At 67.8% G+C, this 15911-nt stretch carries 14 protein-coding genes; 10 read left to right on the forward strand and 4 right to left on the reverse strand.

Features of this window, described 5'->3' with window-relative positions; all coding sequences use genetic code 11:
• Positions 1 to 105 precede the first annotated feature (105 nt).
• The 3 genes from pdhA to ACNQPB_RS15035 are packed head-to-tail and all read left to right on the forward strand — an operon-like array spanning position 106 to position 3610.
• Complete coding sequence (gene pdhA / locus ACNQPB_RS15025) at positions 106 to 1272, forward strand: pyruvate dehydrogenase (acetyl-transferring) E1 component subunit alpha (RefSeq protein WP_498753001.1); 1167 nt, start codon at positions 106 to 108, stop codon at positions 1270 to 1272.
• Complete coding sequence (locus tag ACNQPB_RS15030; protein WP_498753003.1) at positions 1272 to 2282, forward strand: alpha-ketoacid dehydrogenase subunit beta; 1011 nt, start codon at positions 1272 to 1274, stop codon at positions 2280 to 2282. The genes pdhA and ACNQPB_RS15030 overlap by 1 nt, the downstream gene beginning before the upstream one ends.
• Complete coding sequence (locus tag ACNQPB_RS15035; RefSeq protein WP_498753005.1) at positions 2279 to 3610, forward strand: dihydrolipoamide acetyltransferase family protein; 1332 nt, start codon at positions 2279 to 2281, stop codon at positions 3608 to 3610. The genes ACNQPB_RS15030 and ACNQPB_RS15035 overlap by 4 nt, the downstream gene beginning before the upstream one ends.
• A 41-nt stretch (positions 3611 to 3651) precedes the next feature.
• Here the strand turns inward: ACNQPB_RS15035 and ACNQPB_RS15040 are convergent, their stop codons facing one another.
• Together ACNQPB_RS15040 and ACNQPB_RS15045 are read right to left on the reverse strand one after the other, a co-directional pair.
• Complete coding sequence (locus ACNQPB_RS15040) at positions 3652 to 4857, reverse strand: MFS transporter (protein WP_498753007.1); 1206 nt, start codon at positions 4855 to 4857, stop codon at positions 3652 to 3654.
• 144 nt (positions 4858 to 5001) lie between these two features.
• Positions 5002 to 5658, reverse strand: coding sequence for an SACE_7040 family transcriptional regulator (locus tag ACNQPB_RS15045; RefSeq protein ID WP_498753094.1), 657 nt, complete (start codon positions 5656 to 5658; stop codon positions 5002 to 5004).
• 170 nt (positions 5659 to 5828) lie between these two features.
• Between ACNQPB_RS15045 and ACNQPB_RS15050 the strand changes: the two genes are divergently transcribed.
• The 7 genes from ACNQPB_RS15050 to ACNQPB_RS15080 are packed head-to-tail and all read left to right on the forward strand — an operon-like array spanning position 5829 to position 13696.
• A complete protein-coding gene (locus ACNQPB_RS15050) occupies positions 5829 to 7436 on the forward strand; it encodes a carboxyl transferase domain-containing protein (RefSeq protein WP_498753096.1) in 1608 nt (535 codons plus the stop codon).
• 6 nt (positions 7437 to 7442) lie between these two features.
• The gene (locus ACNQPB_RS15055) at positions 7443 to 9581 is read left to right on the forward strand and encodes an acetyl/propionyl/methylcrotonyl-CoA carboxylase subunit alpha (RefSeq protein ID WP_498753009.1); all 2139 of its coding nucleotides are present in this window, start codon (positions 7443 to 7445) and stop codon (positions 9579 to 9581) included.
• Complete coding sequence (locus tag ACNQPB_RS15060) at positions 9568 to 10743, forward strand: acyl-CoA dehydrogenase family protein (protein WP_498753011.1); 1176 nt, start codon at positions 9568 to 9570, stop codon at positions 10741 to 10743. Before ACNQPB_RS15055 ends, ACNQPB_RS15060 begins: the two co-directional genes overlap by 14 nt.
• Before the next feature lie 35 nt (positions 10744 to 10778).
• Entirely contained in the window at positions 10779 to 11561 is a 783-nt protein-coding gene (locus ACNQPB_RS15065) for a CoA transferase subunit A (RefSeq protein WP_498753013.1), read from the forward strand.
• A 2-nt stretch (positions 11562 to 11563) separates the two neighbouring features.
• Positions 11564 to 12325, forward strand: a complete 762-nt coding sequence (locus ACNQPB_RS15070) for a CoA transferase subunit B (protein ID WP_498753015.1) — start codon at positions 11564 to 11566, stop codon at positions 12323 to 12325.
• Positions 12322 to 12837: a MaoC family dehydratase gene (locus ACNQPB_RS15075; protein ID WP_498753017.1), complete on the forward strand. Its 516-nt coding sequence runs from the start codon at positions 12322 to 12324 to the stop codon at positions 12835 to 12837. Before ACNQPB_RS15070 ends, ACNQPB_RS15075 begins: the two co-directional genes overlap by 4 nt.
• A complete protein-coding gene (locus ACNQPB_RS15080; RefSeq protein WP_498753019.1) occupies positions 12824 to 13696 on the forward strand; it encodes an HpcH/HpaI aldolase/citrate lyase family protein in 873 nt (290 codons plus the stop codon). The genes ACNQPB_RS15075 and ACNQPB_RS15080 overlap by 14 nt, the downstream gene beginning before the upstream one ends.
• A gap of 24 nt (positions 13697 to 13720) precedes the next feature.
• Here the strand turns inward: ACNQPB_RS15080 and ACNQPB_RS15085 are convergent, their stop codons facing one another.
• Together ACNQPB_RS15085 and ACNQPB_RS15090 are read right to left on the reverse strand one after the other, a co-directional pair.
• Positions 13721 to 14317 (reverse strand): DinB family protein, encoded by a 597-nt coding sequence (locus ACNQPB_RS15085; protein ID WP_498753021.1) that lies wholly within the window; start codon positions 14315 to 14317, stop codon positions 13721 to 13723.
• 124 nt (positions 14318 to 14441) lie between these two features.
• On the reverse strand, positions 14442 to 15902 hold the full coding sequence (locus tag ACNQPB_RS15090; RefSeq protein WP_498753023.1) for a lipase maturation factor family protein: 1461 nt from the start codon (positions 15900 to 15902) through the stop codon (positions 14442 to 14444).
• Between the last annotated feature and the right edge of the window lie 9 nt (positions 15903 to 15911).

Here is a 15911-nt window from a genome sequence, read left to right on the forward strand (position 1 = left end):
GTAGGGTCACAGTTATCCGGGCGATGAGGCCCGGGCAGCTGAGGCTTGCGGGGCCAAAAGTCCTTGCGGCAACGGCAAAGAACGAGCCGAAAGGTGCGAGCAACCGTGTTGACCGACGAAGCCGGCCGGGGAGCCAACGAGGCACCGGAACCCGCGAACAGTGTGAAGAATCCACGCCGGACCGGGGGAGACCTGGTCCAGTTGCTTTCCCCCTCAGGGGAGCGCATCAGCCATCCGGAATTCGATCTGTGGATCAGCGATGTCAGCGATGAGCAGCTGTGCTCGTTCTATGAGGACATGGTGGTCATCCGCCGGATCGACGCCGAGGCTACGGCGCTGCAGCGTCAGGGTGAACTGGCCCTTTGGCCCCCGATGCTCGGCCAGGAGGCAACCCAGATCGGATCGGGCCGTGCCTTGCGCAGCGATGACTTCGTCTTCCCCACCTACCGCGACAACGGTGTGGCCTATTGCCGTGGGGTGGCTGTCCCGGACCTGGTGCGCGCCTGGCGCGGCAACGCCTTGTTCGGCTGGGATCCATACCGCTACAACATCGCCACCCAGCAGATCATGATCGGTTCGCAGTCCCTGCACGCCACCGGCTATGCCATGGGCATCCAGGACGACGGCGCCGATTCTGTGGCGGTGGCCTATTTCGGCGACGGCGCCACGAGCGAGGGCGACGTCAGCGAGGCCATGGTCTTCGCCGCCAGCTTCCAGGCGCCTGTGGTGTTCATCTGCCAGAACAACCACTGGGCCATTTCCGAACCGGTGCTGGTCCAGTCCCATGTGCAGCTCGCGGACCGGGCGTCGGGTTTCGGCATTCCCTCCATGCGCGTGGACGGCAACGATGTACTGGCCGTGCTGTCCGCCACCCGGATCGCCCTGGACCGGGCCCGGAAGGGTGGCGGTCCTACCTTCATCGAAGCGCTCACCTACCGCATGGGGCCGCACACGACGGCGGACGATCCCACCCGTTACCGTGACCCCAACGAACTCGAAGACTGGGCCGCGAAGGACCCCATCGCCCGGCTCAAGGCACTGCTGGACCGCAAGGGCCTCTTGACCGAAGAACTGGAGGCCCGCGTCAAAGCCAAGGCCGACGACGTCGCCGCGGAACTCAGGAACGGCACCATCAACATGCCCGAGCCCGCGCCGCTGGACGTCTTCAAGCACGTCTACAGCGAGGAGAACTCCTGGCTCGAACGGCAGAAGGACCACTACACCCGCTACCTGGAAAGCTTCAGCGGATCCGCACAGGAAGGTGCCCTCTGATGAGCCAGCTGACTTTCGCCCGCGCCATCAATGCCGGGCTCCGCAAGGCCCTCGACAACGACCCCAAGGTGGTCCTGATGGGGGAGGACATCGGCAAGCTGGGCGGCGTCTTCCGCGTCACCGACGGGCTGCAGAAAGACTTCGGCAGCCACCGGGTGGTGGACACCCCGCTGGCCGAGTCCGGAATCATCGGCACCGCCGTCGGCCTGGCCTACCGCGGTTACCGGCCGGTGTGCGAAATCCAGTTCGACGGCTTCATCTACCCGGCGTTCGACCAGATCGTCAGCCAGGTGGCCAAGATGCACTACCGCACCCAGGGCGCGGTGAAGATGCCGATCACCATCCGGGTGCCGTTCGGCGGCGGCATCGGTTCGCCCGAACACCACTCGGAATCCCCGGAGGCCTACTTCACCCACACCTCGGGGCTGCGCGTCGTCAGCGTGTCCAACCCGCAGGACGCCTATACGATGATCCAGCAGGCCATCGCCTCAGACGACCCCGTGCTCTATTTCGAGCCCAAGCGCCGCTACCACGACAAAGGTGAGGTGGACGAGGCCGCGTCGCTCGACCAGGCCCTGCCGATGGGCAGTGCGCGCGTCGCCGCCGGCGGAAGCGATGTCACCCTGGTGGCCTACGGGCCCCTCGTGAAAACAGCGCTCGACGCCGCCCTTGCCGCCGCCGATGAGGGCGTATCCATCGAGGTAATCGACCTGCGTTCACTCGCGCCGGTCGATTACCGCACCGTCGAGGCGTCGGTCCGGAAGACCGGTCGGCTCGTCGTCACCCACGAAGCCGCGCAGTCCGGCGGGCTCGGCGCGGAGATCGCCGCCAGCATCACCGAACGCTGCTTCAACTACCTCGAAGCCGCACCGGTCCGGGTGACGGGCTTCGACGTCCCGTACCCGTACTCCAAGCTCGAAATGCACCACCTGCCGGACCTGGACCGGATCCTGGACGGCGTGGACCGGGCCCTCGGCCGGCCGAACTCCCTGAGTGGATTGGAAGGATGAGCCCCGCCATGATCAAGGAATTCCGACTGCCGGATCTCGGCGAAGGCCTCACGGAGTCCGAAATCCTCAGCTGGAAGGTTGCGGTGGGGGACACGGTGGAACTGAACCAGGTGATCGCCGAGGTCGAGACCGCCAAGGCCGTGGTGGAACTGCCCTCGCCGTTTGCCGGGACTGTGGCCGCCCTGCACGAACAGGCGGGCAGCGTGGTCGAGGTCGGTAAGCCGATCGTTTCCTTCGAAGTGGACGACGCCGGGGCCGCGCCTTCCGGGAACGGCGGGAACCCCGCCGACCCTGCGGCTGAGCCGCCCGCCCCGAAGGAGGCCGCACCGAAACGCGAGGCGACCCTTGTAGGGTACGGTGCCGCCGTTGAGCAGGGCGGGCACCCCGCCCGCCGGCCCCGCAATTTCTCGGCCGCCCACACGGAAGCGCTCCCGGCAGCACCGGCCGCCGCCGTCGTCCGGGCCGAACGGCCGCGCTCGACGCCGCCGGTGCGGAAACTGGCACGGGACCTCGGCGTCGACCTGACGACGCTCAGTGGAAGCGGCGTGGGCGGGCTGATCACGCGCGATGATGTGCAGCACTCCGCCGAAGGCGCTGCCCCGGCCGCCGCAGCGGTTCCGGCCGCCGGGCGCGAAACCCACACCCCGATCAAGGGCGTCCGCAAGTACACCGCGGCGGCCATGGTCCAAAGCGCCTTCACCGCGCCGCACGTGACCGAGTTCCTCACGGTGGACGTCACCGCCGCGATGGAATTGCTGGAGCGGCTCAAGGCGAGCAGGACGTTCGCGGGCTACAAGCTGACCCCCCTCACCCTCGCTGCCAAGGCGGTGCTGATCGCCCTGAAACGGAACCCCACGCTCAACTCCCGCTGGGATGAAAAGGCCCAGGAGATCGTCCAGTTCAACTACGTCAACCTGGGCATCGCCGCCGCGACGCCGCGCGGGCTGACGGTCCCGAACATCAAGGACGCCGACGCGATGGGCCTGCAGGAGTTGTCGGCGGCGCTGTCGGAGCTCACGGAGACCGCGCGTGCCGGGAAGTCCACCCCCGCAGACCTTGGCGGCGGCACCATCTCGATCACCAACATCGGGGTGTTCGGAATCGACGCCGGCACGCCGATCCTCAACCCGGGGGAGGCCGCGATCGTGGCCTTGGGGGCGGTACGGAAGGCCCCGTGGGTGCACAACGATGAGCTCGCCGTCCGCCAGGTCATGTCCCTGAGCCTGTCCTTCGACCACCGCCTGGTGGATGGGGAACAGGGCTCGCGATTCCTCGCCGATGTGGGCGCCATCCTCTCGGACCCGGGGATGGTCCTGACGATGGTGTAGCTGCAACAACCCATTGACGGCCCGCCTGCGACGGCGGGCCGTCAGCGTTTCTCCGGTGATATCGCTCGTGCTCCCAGAAGCACAGTGGCGCATGCGAGCACAGCCAGTACGGCATAGCCGCAGGTGACGGTGAAGAGGGAGAGCCCCCGCACGAGTTGGCCCGCCACGAGTGCGGGCACGGCCGATCCCGTGTACGAGATGGCGTAGACCAAGGACAGCAGGCCCGCCCGCTCGGGCAGGGCCGTGTGGCCGAGCAGCAGCGCCATGCTGCCGTTCATCGCAAGACCTGCCCCGAGCCCGCCGAGCAGCCCGCATCCGATGAACAGCGGCGCCGAACCCAGCGCCGTCGAGGCCGCCAGCCCCAGCGCGGCCGCGGCGAAAACGGCCATGCCCAGCCGCTGGGCGGAGGCCGACGTCGTACGAGCGGAGAGCGGGCCGCACAGCACTCCCGGGGCCATGTATGAGGCGAACACCGCCGCGGCCACGAGAGGAGCCCGTGAGCCCAGGTAGTCGACCGCCACCGATGGACCGAAGGCGTTGAAGAATCCGCCCACCGCCCAGGTCGAGACGAAGACGCACGCCGCCATCGGCAGGTAGGGCCGCGCCGCGGCGGGGACGCGCACTTCCGGACGCAGGGACGCCATGACCCCGCGACGGCGCGTGACGGTCTCCGGTGCCAGCCCGACCCCCAGCGCGCAGAGGCACAGGGCACCGGCGAAGGCGAAGTAGCTGGCCTGCCGCGGTGCCGGGGCGAACTGCACGAGCGCGCCCGCCACGAACACGCCCAAGGAAAGGCCGACCGTGGAGGCCGCGCTCGTCACTGCTGCCACCAGCCACTTCGGCCGGGCGGGAGCAGCGTCCACGGCGAAGGCGGCCAGGGCACTTGAGGCAAGGCCCGCAGCCAGGCCCTGCAGGACGCGCCCGGCCAACAGAGGCCAGAAGCCATTCACGGTGGTGAGCACCAGGCAGCCGGCCGCGGCCAGGAGCAGCGCCACGATGGACACCGGCTTGCGCCCGAGATGGTTGGACAGGCGGCCCAGGAACAACAACGCAGATACGGCGCACGCGAAGTACCCGGCTGCCACCAGGGACAACTGGGTATCCGTGATCCCGTTGTCGGCCCGGTAGCTGCCGAAGAGCGGTATGGCGGTGGACCCTGCCGCGAAAACCGTAATGAAGGAGGCAGTAACGGAGACGAAACCGGTTCTCGTCGATGTCCCTGCTGGAAGGGTGGTCTGCGCGGTCATGGGGATCCTTTCGGGTTCCCTCCCAGCTTCCCTTTTCCCCGCGCTGTGAGGAAGGTATTGCCAGCGACTCCCTTACAAGCATCGATTGCAGCGAAACCGCCGTAATGAGGCTCCATAAGGACAGCTACGCAGCAGTCGATGGGATCAGCGGACCGTCAATGCCGCCAAGGCCATCTGCTCCAGCAGGGGCCGCGCGGTCTTCGCCGCGATCCGGCGGCCGTGGCTGCGCACCGAGTGCGGGGTGGAGTTGATCAAGCCGAAGACGGCGTGCGCCCGGACGCGCAGTTCCGCGACGTCGGGTTCCCGCCCGCTTGTGTCCTGCGCACCTGCCGCACGGTGCAGCTCGCCCAGCACCCCCACCCAGAGCTCCACATAGCTGCGCTGCAGGGCGCGCACCTCGGCCCGGTCGGCCTCAGGCAGGCTGTCGAGGTCCCGGTCCTGCACCCGGATGACGTCGGGGTTGCTCAAGGCGAAGTCCACGTGGAACTCCACCAGGCCGCGCAGGGCCGCCGCGGGGTCGGGGGCCGCGGCCGCGACCGTCCGGCCGCCGTGGAGCAGTCCGCGGCTCACACTCAGCAGGAGTTCGGCAAGCACCGCCTGCTTCCCGGGGAAATGCCGGTAGACAGCCGGTCCGCTCACTCCCGCCGCCGCTCCGAGGTCCTCGAGGGAGACCCGGCTGAAGCCGTTCTCGGCGAAAAGGGTTGCGGCGGCGGACAGCAGTGCCTTGCGCCGGGTTTCCTTGGCCTGGCTGCGCAGGGTGGACGGCGCGGCAAGCAAGGGAGGAACGGCTGCGGCTTCCACCGACGGGTGTGCCTCTTCCTGGTGTGCGGCCACGGTTCCTCCTTGTGCGGCGTGCTCCATCCGGGCGTGGTGGACATCACAGTTAATAGAGACTAAGCTAAATTTCAGTTATTTGTCATTAACTGAATCCGCCGTTGGCCGGATATCCGGCCGGGATGGGAAGCATGTCGATGGAGACACTCGTCAGCCGGGCTGACGCCAGGAATGCGGGCTTCGAAGCCAATGCCCGGGCCCAGCAATCCCTGGTGGAGGAGCTGAAGGAGCGGCTCGCGGCGGCCGCCCTCGGCGGGCCGGAGAAGTCGCGCCAGCGCCACGTGGCCCGCGGAAAGCTGTTGCCCCGCGAACGCGTCGGGCAGTTGCTGGATGACGGGAGCCCCTTCCTGGAAATCGCGCCGCTGGCAGCAAACGGCATGTACAACGACGACTCCCCGGGGGCCGGGGTGATTGCCGGAATCGGCCTGGTTCACGGCCGCCAGGTGCTGGTCATCTCCAACGACGCCACGGTCAAGGGCGGCACGTATTACCCGATGACGGTCAAGAAGCACCTGCGGGCCCAGGAAATCGCGCTGGAGAACCGGCTTCCCTGCATCTACCTGGTGGACTCCGGTGGAGCGTTCCTGCCGCGCCAGGACGAGGTCTTCCCGGATAAGGAACACTTCGGCCGGATCTTCTTCAACCAAGCCAGGATGTCCGCGGCGAAGATCCCGCAGATCGCTGCCGTCATGGGATCCTGCACCGCCGGCGGCGCCTACGTGCCGGCCATGAGCGACGAAACCGTGATCGTGCGGAACCAAGGCACCATCTTCCTGGGCGGCCCGCCGCTGGTGAAGGCCGCCATCGGGGAGATCGTCACGGCGGAGGAACTGGGCGGCGGGGAGGTGCACGCGAAGATCTCCGGCGTCAGCGACCACCTCGCCGAAAATGATGAGCACGCGCTTCAGATCGTCCGGGACATCGTGGCCACCTTGCCCAAACCGCAGGAACCGGTATGGGATGTGGAAACCACGGTGGAACCCGCCGTCGACCCCGCAGGCCTCTATGGCATGGTGCCGGTGGACGTCTACGAATCCTATGACGTCCGCGAGGTCATCGCCCGGCTGGTGGACGGCTCGCGCTTCCACGAATTCAAGAAAGAGTACGGCACCACCCTGGTCACCGGGTTCGCCCGCCTGCACGGCCACCCTGTGGGAATCGTCGCCAACAACGGTGTCCTGTTCAGTGAATCCGCCCTCAAGGGTGCGCACTTCATCGAGCTGTGCGACCAGCGCGGCATCCCGCTGGTGTTCCTGCAGAACCTCTCCGGCTTCATGGTCGGCAAGGACTACGAACACGGCGGCATCGCCAAGAACGGCGCCAAGATGGTCACCGCCGTCGCGACCGCCAGGGTGCCCAAACTGACAGTGGTGATCGGCGGCTCCTTCGGGGCCGGCAACTACTCGATGTGCGGCCGCGCCTACGGCCCGCGCTTCCTGTGGATGTGGCCTGCCGCCCGCATCTCGGTGATGGGCGGCAACCAGGCGTCCTCGGTGCTCGCCACCGTCAAACGGGAACAGTTCGAGGCCGCCGGCGAGGACTGGTCCGCGGCGGAGGAAGAGGCCTTCAAGGCACCCATCCGGCAGCAGTACGAGGAACAGGGCAGCCCCTACTATTCCACCGCCCGGCTGTGGGACGACGGCATCATCGACCCCGCGGACACCCGCCGCGTCCTGGGCCTCGCGCTCGACGTCGTCTCCCGCCAGACCCTGCCGGATACCGCCTTCGGCCTGTTCAGGATGTGACGCGTGATGGCCAATCCTTTTGACACCGTCCTGGTCGCTAACCGCGGCGAAATCGCCTGCCGCGTCATCCGCACGCTCAAGGCCATGGGGATCCGATCGGTCGCCGTCTACTCGGACGCCGACGCCGGAGCCCGCCACGTGCGCGAGGCCGACGCCGCCGTCCGGATCGGGACAGCCAGCGCGGCAGACAGTTACCTGAACATCGGCGCCATCATCGACGCGTGCCTGCAGAGCGGCGCGCAGGCCGTCCATCCCGGCTACGGCTTCCTGGCCGAGAACGCGGAATTCGCCAAGGCGCTGGACGCCGCGGGCATCGACTTCATCGGCCCGCCCGTGGACGCGATCGAGCTCATGGGGGACAAGATCCGCTCCAAGAACCACGTGGCAGGCTACGGCGTGCCCTGCGTTCCGGGCATCGCGGAGCCCGGAATGGGCGACGCCGAACTGATCGCCGCGGCGCCCGCCGTCGGCTTTCCGCTGCTCATCAAACCGTCGGCCGGGGGCGGCGGCAAGGGCATGCACGTGGTGGAAAGGGCGGAGGACATGCCGGCCGCGCTCGCCACCGCCCGCCGTGTCGCGGCAGCCGCGTTCGGTGACGACACACTCTTCCTGGAGCGGCTGGTCCGGACCCCGCGGCACATCGAAGTCCAGGTCCTCGCAGACAATGCCGGCAACGTCATCCACCTCGGCGAGCGCGAATGCTCCCTGCAGCGGCGCCATCAGAAGGTCATCGAGGAGGCCCCGTCCCCGTTGCTCGAATCCCTGCCCGACGGCGCCGCGATCCGCGCCCGGATCGGCGAAGCCGCCTGCCAGGCCGCCCGCTCGGTCCGGTACAGCGGCGCCGGAACCGTCGAGTTCCTGGTGTCCGACGAAGACCCCGGGCACTTCTACTTCATGGAGATGAACACCCGGCTCCAGGTCGAGCACCCGGTGACGGAAATGGTCACGGGAATCGACCTGGTCGAATGGCAGGTGCGCATCGCCGCCGGCGAGGAACTCACGGTGGCGCAGTCCGACGTCGTGCTGGACGGGCATGCCGTGGAGGCACGCGTCTACGCCGAGGACCCGGCCCGGAACTTCCTGCCGTCCGTGGGCGAGGTGCTGGCGCTTGAGGAAGGAAACGGGAGCGCGTCCGCCGGTTCGTCATCCGCCGGAACCCGGGTACGGGTCGATTCGGCGATGTTGCCGGGCCTTGCGGTTACGGGGGACTACGACCCGATGCTCTCCAAGGTCATCGCGTGGGGATCGGACCGGGATGCGGCGCTGGACGCCCTCGACCGCGCCCTGGGGAACTACACCCTGCTGGGCTTGCATACGAACGTCGAATACCTCCGGCTGCTCGTCAACGACCCGGACGTCCGCGCAGGCCGGCTCGACACCGGGCTCATCGAACGCAAAATGCCGGACATGCAGTTCCGGCAGCCAGGAGAAACGGAATTGCTCGCCGCCGGGCTCCTGGCAGCCGGCGGCGACCGGCCGGCGTCGGGCGTTTCACCCTGGCAGGCCGGCGACGGCTGGCGGCTCGGCTCCCCGGCCCCGCGCCGGATCCACCTGGGCCTTCCTGCCGGGGGCCCGGGGAGTGTGCTAGCCACGGTGTCGCTGGTTCGGGAAGCCGAGGGATACCAGGCGCAGCTCGACGGCGGCGCTGTGCATACGACCAGCAGCCACAAGGTGGCTGGCGGCCCGGAACTGGTGCTCGACGGCGTCGCGCACCATTTCGTGTCGGCTCTGGAAGCCGCGCCTCCCGCGGGCGGTCCGCGCGGGCTGTGGCTCGGCGACGGCGGCTGGTCCTGCCGTCTTGAAATCCTCGACCGGGAGACCCGGCTCCAACGGATCCTGGCCGGAATCCAGCGCGAAGAGGGCACCGCCGATCCCGAGGTTCGCTCGCCGATGCCCGGCACGGTGGTGTCGGTCTCGGTGCGCGACGGAGATCCGGTCGAAGCGGGCCAGCCGCTGCTTTCCGTCGAGGCGATGAAGATGGAACACCAGCTCACGGCCGCACTGGCCGGCACCGTCCACCTGGCCGCCGGCACCGGTGACCTGGTGAAGGCCGAACAGGTCCTCGCCACCATCCACCCGGCGGAGAACCCCGCCGTTGAAACCCCCACCACGAAAGGCGAGGAACTCCGCCATGGCAGGCTTTGATCTCAGCGAGGAATACCAGGACCTCAGCGATTCCGTCAGGGAATTCGCCGATGAAGTGGTTGCCCCCGTCTCCACGAAACACGACGAAGAACACAGCTTCCCCTACGAGGTGGTCAAGCAGATGGGGGAGATGGGCCTCTTCGGCCTGCCCTTCCCCGAGGAATTCGGCGGCATGGGCGGGGACTACTTCGCGCTGTCGCTCGCCCTGGAGCAGCTGGGCCGCGTGGACCAGTCCGTCGCCATCACCCTGGAAGCCGGGGTGTCCCTTGGCGCTATGCCCGTGCACCGCTTCGGCACCCAGGCGCAGAAGGAGGAATGGCTGCCGCAGCTCGCCTCCGGCCAGGCGCTCGCCGGCTTCGGGCTCACCGAACCGGAAGCTGGCTCGGACGCCGGCGGCACCAAGACCCACGCCCGGCTCGAGGACGGCGCAGCCGGTAAATCCTGGGTGATCAACGGGAACAAGGAGTTCATTACCAACTCCGGCACGGACATCAGCCGGCTCGTCACCGTCACCGCCGTCACCGGGGAAGAGCAGCGCAAGGACGGGAGCGTCAGGAAGGAGATCTCCACCATCCTGGTGCCCACCTCCACCCCCGGGTTCACGGCGGAGAAGGCCTACAACAAGGTCGGCTGGAACGCCTCGGACACCCATCCGCTGACCCTGAAGGACGTCCGGGTGCCCGAGGAAAACCTGCTCGGCGAACGCGGCCGGGGCTACGCGAACTTCCTCTCCATCCTGGACGAAGGCCGCATCGCGATCTCCGCCCTCGCCACCGGCGCCGCCCAGGGCTGCGTGGACCTGTCCGTGAAATACGCCAAGGAACGCAGCGCCTTCGGGCAGAACATCGGCAAGTACCAGGCCATCCAGTTCAAGATCGCACGCATGCAGGCCAGGGCCCACACCGCCCGCCTCGCGTACTACGACGCCGCCGCCCGGATGCTCGCCGGCAAGCCGTTCAAGACCGAAGCGGCCATCGCTAAGATGGTCGCAGGCGAGGCAGCCATGGACAACGCGCGGGACGCCACCCAGGTGTTCGGCGGCTATGGCTTCATCAACGAATTCACGGTGGCACGGCACTACCGCGACTCCAAGATCCTGGAAGTCGGGGAGGGCACCACCGAAGTCCAGTTGATGCTCATCGCCCGCGAGCTGGGTCTCTAACCGCTGCGTCGCCAGCAGCAAGGGAAGGATCACCGATGATCGACAAAGTTGTTGCCAGCGCCGCGGAAGCGGTGAAGGACATCCCCGACGGCGCCTCGCTCGCCGTCGGCGGTTTCGGCCTCTGCGGCATTCCGGTGGCGCTGATCGACGCGCTCCACCAACAGGGGACCAGGGAACTGGAAACCGTCAGCAACAACTGCGGCGTGGACGATTGGGGCCTGGGAATCCTCCTCAAGGACGGCCGCATCCGCCGCACCGTCAGCTCCTACGTTGGGGAGAACAAGGAATTCGCCCGCCAGTACCTCGCCGGGGAACTGGAAGTGGTCCTCACCCCGCAGGGCACCCTCGCCGAGAAGCTGCGCGCCGGCGGCGCCGGTATCCCGGCCTTCTACACGGCGGCCGGTGTGGGCACTCAGGTGTCCGAAGGTGGGCTCCCGCAGAAGTACGACGCCGACGGCAACGTCGCGCTGGCCTCGTCGCCGAAGGAGGTCCGCAGCTTCAATGGCGCCGACTACGTCCTGGAAGAGTCCCTGACCCCGGACTTCGGCCTGGTCCACGCCTGGAAGGGCGACCGGCACGGCAACCTCGTCTTCCACGCCACCGCCATGAACTTCAACCCGCTCTGCGCGATGGCCGGCAGGATCACCATCGCCGAGGTCGAGGAACTCGTGGAACCCGGCGAACTGGACCCGGAGCACATCCACGTCCCGGGCATCTTCGTGCAGCGGGTGGTCCTGGCTGCGGACGGGGAGAAACGGATCGAAAAGCGCACCGTTGCGCTCGCCGCGTCCACAAGCAAAACGGAGGCAGGAGCATGAGCATGGAAAGCACCTCACCGGAAGCACCCCCGCGCCCCGAAGCGGTCCGCCACGGCTACCGGGAGGCCGCCGTCGGGCATTCCGCGGAGGATGCCGGAACCAAAGGCTGGACCCGAAACGAACTCGCGGCCCGCGTGGCACAGGAACTCAGCAACGGCCAGTACGTCAACCTCGGGATCGGCATGCCCACGCTGATTCCGAACTACATCCCGGACGGCGTCGAGGTGGTGCTGCATTCGGAGAACGGAATCCTGGGCGTCGGACCGTATCCGGCCGAGGACGCCGTGGACCCGGACCTCATCAACGCGGGCAAGGAAACCGTCACCGTCAACAAGGGCGCGGCGTTCTTCGACTCCGCCCAGTCCTTCGGGATGATCCGCGGCGGGCATGTGGACGTCGCGGTCCTCGGCGCCATGGAAGTGGCCCAGAACGGCGACCTCGCCAACTGGATGATCCCCGGCAAGATGGTCAAGGGCATGGGTGGTGCCATGGACCTGGTGTTCGGCGCCAAGAAGGTCATCGTGATGATGGAGCACGTGGACCGCAACGGCAATCCGAAGATCGTGGAGAGCTGCTCGCTGCCGCTCACCGGCAAGGGCTGCGTCAACCGGATCATCACCGACCTGGCCGTGATCGACGTCGTGCACGAGGGCGGGAGTCCGCGGCTGGTGCTGCGCGAGCTGGCGCCCAACGTCACCGTCGAGGACGTGGCCGCGGCCACAGGTGCGCAGGTCTTCGAAGAGGACCAGGAGCTCACGGTTTGACCGACGAACCGGCCGTGCCCGAACCAACTGTCATCCTGCAGCGCGGCCTGTACTTCGAGGAGATCCAGGAAGGCGTGGTGTATGCGCACCGCCCCGGCCGCACGGTCACGGAAACGGACAACGTCCTGTTCACGACCCTCACCATGAACACCCAGGCCCTGCACCTGGATGCTGCATGGAGCGCGGGGCAGCCCTTCGGGCAACGGGTGGTGAATTCGATGTTCACCCTCGCCACGGTGGTGGGGCAGTCCGTGCCGCAGCTGACGCAGGGCACTATCGTGGCGCAGCTGGGCCTGGGCGACGTCTCTTTTCCGCATCCGCTCTTCCACGGCGATACCCTGTACACCGAAACGGTGGTCACCGAAAAGCGGCTCTCCAGCTCACGGCCGGGCCAGGGCGTGGTGACCATGCGGCACACCGGCCGGAACCAGGACGGCGTGGTGGTGGCACTGGCCACCCGTTCCTGCCTGATGTGGACCAAGGAGGCTCACGAAACACATGCCAGCAGCTGATCCGGCACACACCGCAGGCGATCCCTTCACGATGGGGCCGGCGCTGTTGTTCTGCCCCGCCGACCGTCCCGAACGCTTCGGGAAGGCGGCAGAGCGCAGCGACGCCGTCATCCTCGACCTCGAAGACGCCGTGGCACCGGACGCGAAGCAGCGGGCGCGCGGGGCGATCCTGGCGCTCGTGGCAGCCGAAGGGCAGGCAGCCGAGCTGGATCCCAGCCGTACCATCGTGCGGGTCAACCCGGCCGGGAGCGGCGACTTCGCCAAGGACCTGCACTGCCTGGCGCACACCCCGTACCGCACCGTGATGCTTGCCAAGGCCGAGTCCGCCGAGCAGGTCCGGGCGCTGGGTGACTACCGGGTCATCGCCCTCTGTGAGACGGCCAAGGGAATCCTGAACGCCGCCGCGATCGCCGCCGAGCCGAACGTCGTGGCCCTGATGTGGGGTGCCGAGGACCTGATCGCTTCCATGGGCGGCACCTCCAGCCGGGACAACGACGGCGCCTACCGGGCCGTCGCGGTGCACTCCCGTTCCGCTGTGCTGCTGGCAGCCAAAGCGCACGGCAAGGAAGCGATCGACGCCGTCTACGTGGACATCCCCGACCTCGATGGCCTTGCCGCGGAAGCCGCTGACGCTGTGGCCAGCGGGTTCGGCGCGAAAGCCTGCATCCACCCGAACCAGGTGGCGGCCGTCCGCGGAGCCTACGCCCCGTCGGACGAGGCGCTCGCCGAAGCCCGGGAACTGCTGGACGCCGCGGCCGCGGCCGACACGGGCGTGTTCCAGTACAAGGGCAAGATGGTGGACGGGCCCATCCTCCGACACTCCGAAGCCACGTTGCGGCGGGCCGGGCGAGGGCGCTAAGCAAGCACGCCCCACCCGCCCCGATTACCCCATGCTCTTCGCGCCGTCGATTGTCTCCCGCAGGATGTCGGCGTGTCCGGCGTGCTGGGTGGTCTCGGCAATGATCTGCATGAAGGCGCGCCGGGCGCTCCAGGTTTTGCCTTCCTCGAACCACGGTGCCGGCGGAAGGGGATGCTCAACGTCCAAGGAGTCGAGCCCGCGAAGCAGCGAGTCGGTGTCGGCCGCCACGGCGTCGTACGCGGCCAGGACTCCGGCGATGGTTTCGTCTCCGCCGAAGGAAAAGTCCTTCTGGCGTTCGGCGATATCTTCCGCGGTCCATTCCGAAAAGTTCCTGCCGTTCCGGCTGAGCGCAACGGGGCCGTGCTGGACAAAGCCGGCCCAATCCCGCTCCACAATGGTGACGTGCTTGATGAGGCCGCCCAGGCAGAGTTCGCTGGCCGTGGGGGTGAGGCCGGCCTGTTCTTCGTTGAGGCCGCGCAGGGTGTTCTTGAGGAAGAACCTCGCCGTGCCGAGGGATTCGAGTAGATCGGCTTTCTCGGGGCTCAGTGTGACGGTGTTCGGTGCATCGGAAGCAGTTGCTTGGTTCACGGTGGAGCGCTCACTTTCTGCTGTACGTGTCATCCAACCGGATGCACTTGACGCTAACAGCCGGTACCGACAAAAAGCCCGACCCCCTCGGCGCGAACGTACACTTGGCGCCCCGAATTGTGCGATTTAGGGGCGCCAAGTGTACGTTCGCGCAGTCCTACCTTGGCGAGCGCGGCAGGGACAGGGGCGGGATCGCTTCGTAGAGTTCCATCCGGACCCAGCGCTGGCCGCTTTCGCGGAACTCCGCCCGGCTCGCGAAGCGGTACAGGAAGGTGCGGGCACGCACCCAGCGGGGCTGCCCGCCGTCGAACGGGTCCGAACGCAACAAGCGCAGGGTGGCGTGGTCGGCGTCGAGCAGCTTGTGCAGGAACGCGTAGAACCACGGCTCGTGGATGGTGCGCAGCGGCAGGAACCACATGAGCCAGTCCAGCCTCAGATGGTACGGCGCCCACTGCCGCGGCAGGCGGCGGAGGTCGCCGGGCTTGCCCTTGAAACCGTATTCGAGCCAGCGGGCGGTGCCGTCGGGATCGGCGTCGAGCGTTCCCTCCACCACCACTTCCACCCGGTGCTTCGTGACCGTTCCGAACGCCCCGTAGGTATTGACCAGCTGCCAGCGGTTGAAGCTGGCGTTCATCAGCTGCCCGCTTGACAGCAGGTTGCGCAGCGGCTGGTAGCTGAGCACCAGCAGCAGCAGCGTCACGGCGAGCACGACGGCGGTCCACCACGGCGGGGACTGCAAGCCGGCGGCGGGAGCGCCGGCCGTCACGGGCGCCGGGAGCCCGAACACGGCACGCAGCATCGGGTCACTGATTGCCCCGCCGGCCAGGACGATCGCGGACCAGTTGAGCCAGGCGAAGTTCCCGCTGGCCACCAGCCAGAGCTGCGTGAAGATGACAATCCCGGCCGCACCGGACGCCAGCGGCTGCGGGGCGAAGAGGAAGAACGGCACCACCAGCTGGGCGAAATGGTTTCCCAGCACCTCGATGCGGTGCATGGGCTTTGGCAGCAGGTGGGCTTGGCGGCTTAGGGGCCCGGGCATCGGCTGGGTTTCGTGGTGGTAGTACAGGGCGGTCAGGTCGCGCCATTCGCTGCCGCCGCGGATCTTGATCATGCCCGCGCCGAACTCCAGCCGGAACAGCAGCCAGAGCAGCAGGAGCAGGATGGTCCGGGGCGGCGGGACCTGCTCCGAGCCCAGGAACGCCACCGTGAAGCCGAGCTCCAGCAGCAGCATTTCCCAGCCGAAGCCGTAGAAAGTCTGGCCCACGTTGACCACCGACATGTACAGCAGCCACAACGCCAGGAACACCAGCATCGGAACCCACGGCGGCCCCAGCTGCGGCAGCCCGGCCACCAGCAGGAGCGCCAGCACCATCCCGGCAAGGCAGACGAGGCGCAGCAGCCGGTCCGAGTAGCGCCAGCGGAAAAGGCTGGGCCGGCCGTAGTCCCGCGAATGCTCCACGTAGCGCGGAACGGGCAGCAGCCCGTGCTCGCCCAGCAGTGCGGGGAACTGGTTGAAGGAAGAAAGGAAGGCGATGAAGAACAGTGCCGCGGCGCCGCGCTGCAGGACCTGCCGGGCAAATCCATAGTCCGGCGCCTCCAGGAACCACACCCAGTCCACGCCTCCAAC

This window comes from Curtobacterium sp. LFS079 (assembly GCF_047977865.1).
Taxonomy (GTDB): Bacteria; Actinomycetota; Actinomycetes; order Actinomycetales; family Micrococcaceae; genus Arthrobacter.

Coding starts and splice junctions, on each gene's coding strand:
- ACNQPB_RS15055 (WP_498753009.1), top strand. CDS start 7,443: ATGGCCAATCCTTTTGACACCGTCCTGGTCGCTAACCGCGGCGAAATC.
- ACNQPB_RS15040 (WP_498753007.1), bottom strand. CDS start 4,857: ATGACCGCGCAGACCACCCTTCCAGCAGGGACATCGACGAGAACCGGT.
- ACNQPB_RS15030 (WP_498753003.1), top strand. CDS start 1,272: ATGAGCCAGCTGACTTTCGCCCGCGCCATCAATGCCGGGCTCCGCAAG.
- ACNQPB_RS15080 (WP_498753019.1), top strand. CDS start 12,824: ATGCCAGCAGCTGATCCGGCACACACCGCAGGCGATCCCTTCACGATG.
- ACNQPB_RS15035 (WP_498753005.1), top strand. CDS start 2,279: ATGAGCCCCGCCATGATCAAGGAATTCCGACTGCCGGATCTCGGCGAA.
- ACNQPB_RS15070 (WP_498753015.1), top strand. CDS start 11,564: ATGGAAAGCACCTCACCGGAAGCACCCCCGCGCCCCGAAGCGGTCCGC.
- ACNQPB_RS15060 (WP_498753011.1), top strand. CDS start 9,568: ATGGCAGGCTTTGATCTCAGCGAGGAATACCAGGACCTCAGCGATTCC.
- ACNQPB_RS15085 (WP_498753021.1), bottom strand. CDS start 14,317: ATGACACGTACAGCAGAAAGTGAGCGCTCCACCGTGAACCAAGCAACT.
- ACNQPB_RS15065 (WP_498753013.1), top strand. CDS start 10,779: ATGATCGACAAAGTTGTTGCCAGCGCCGCGGAAGCGGTGAAGGACATC.
- ACNQPB_RS15050 (WP_498753096.1), top strand. CDS start 5,829: ATGGAGACACTCGTCAGCCGGGCTGACGCCAGGAATGCGGGCTTCGAA.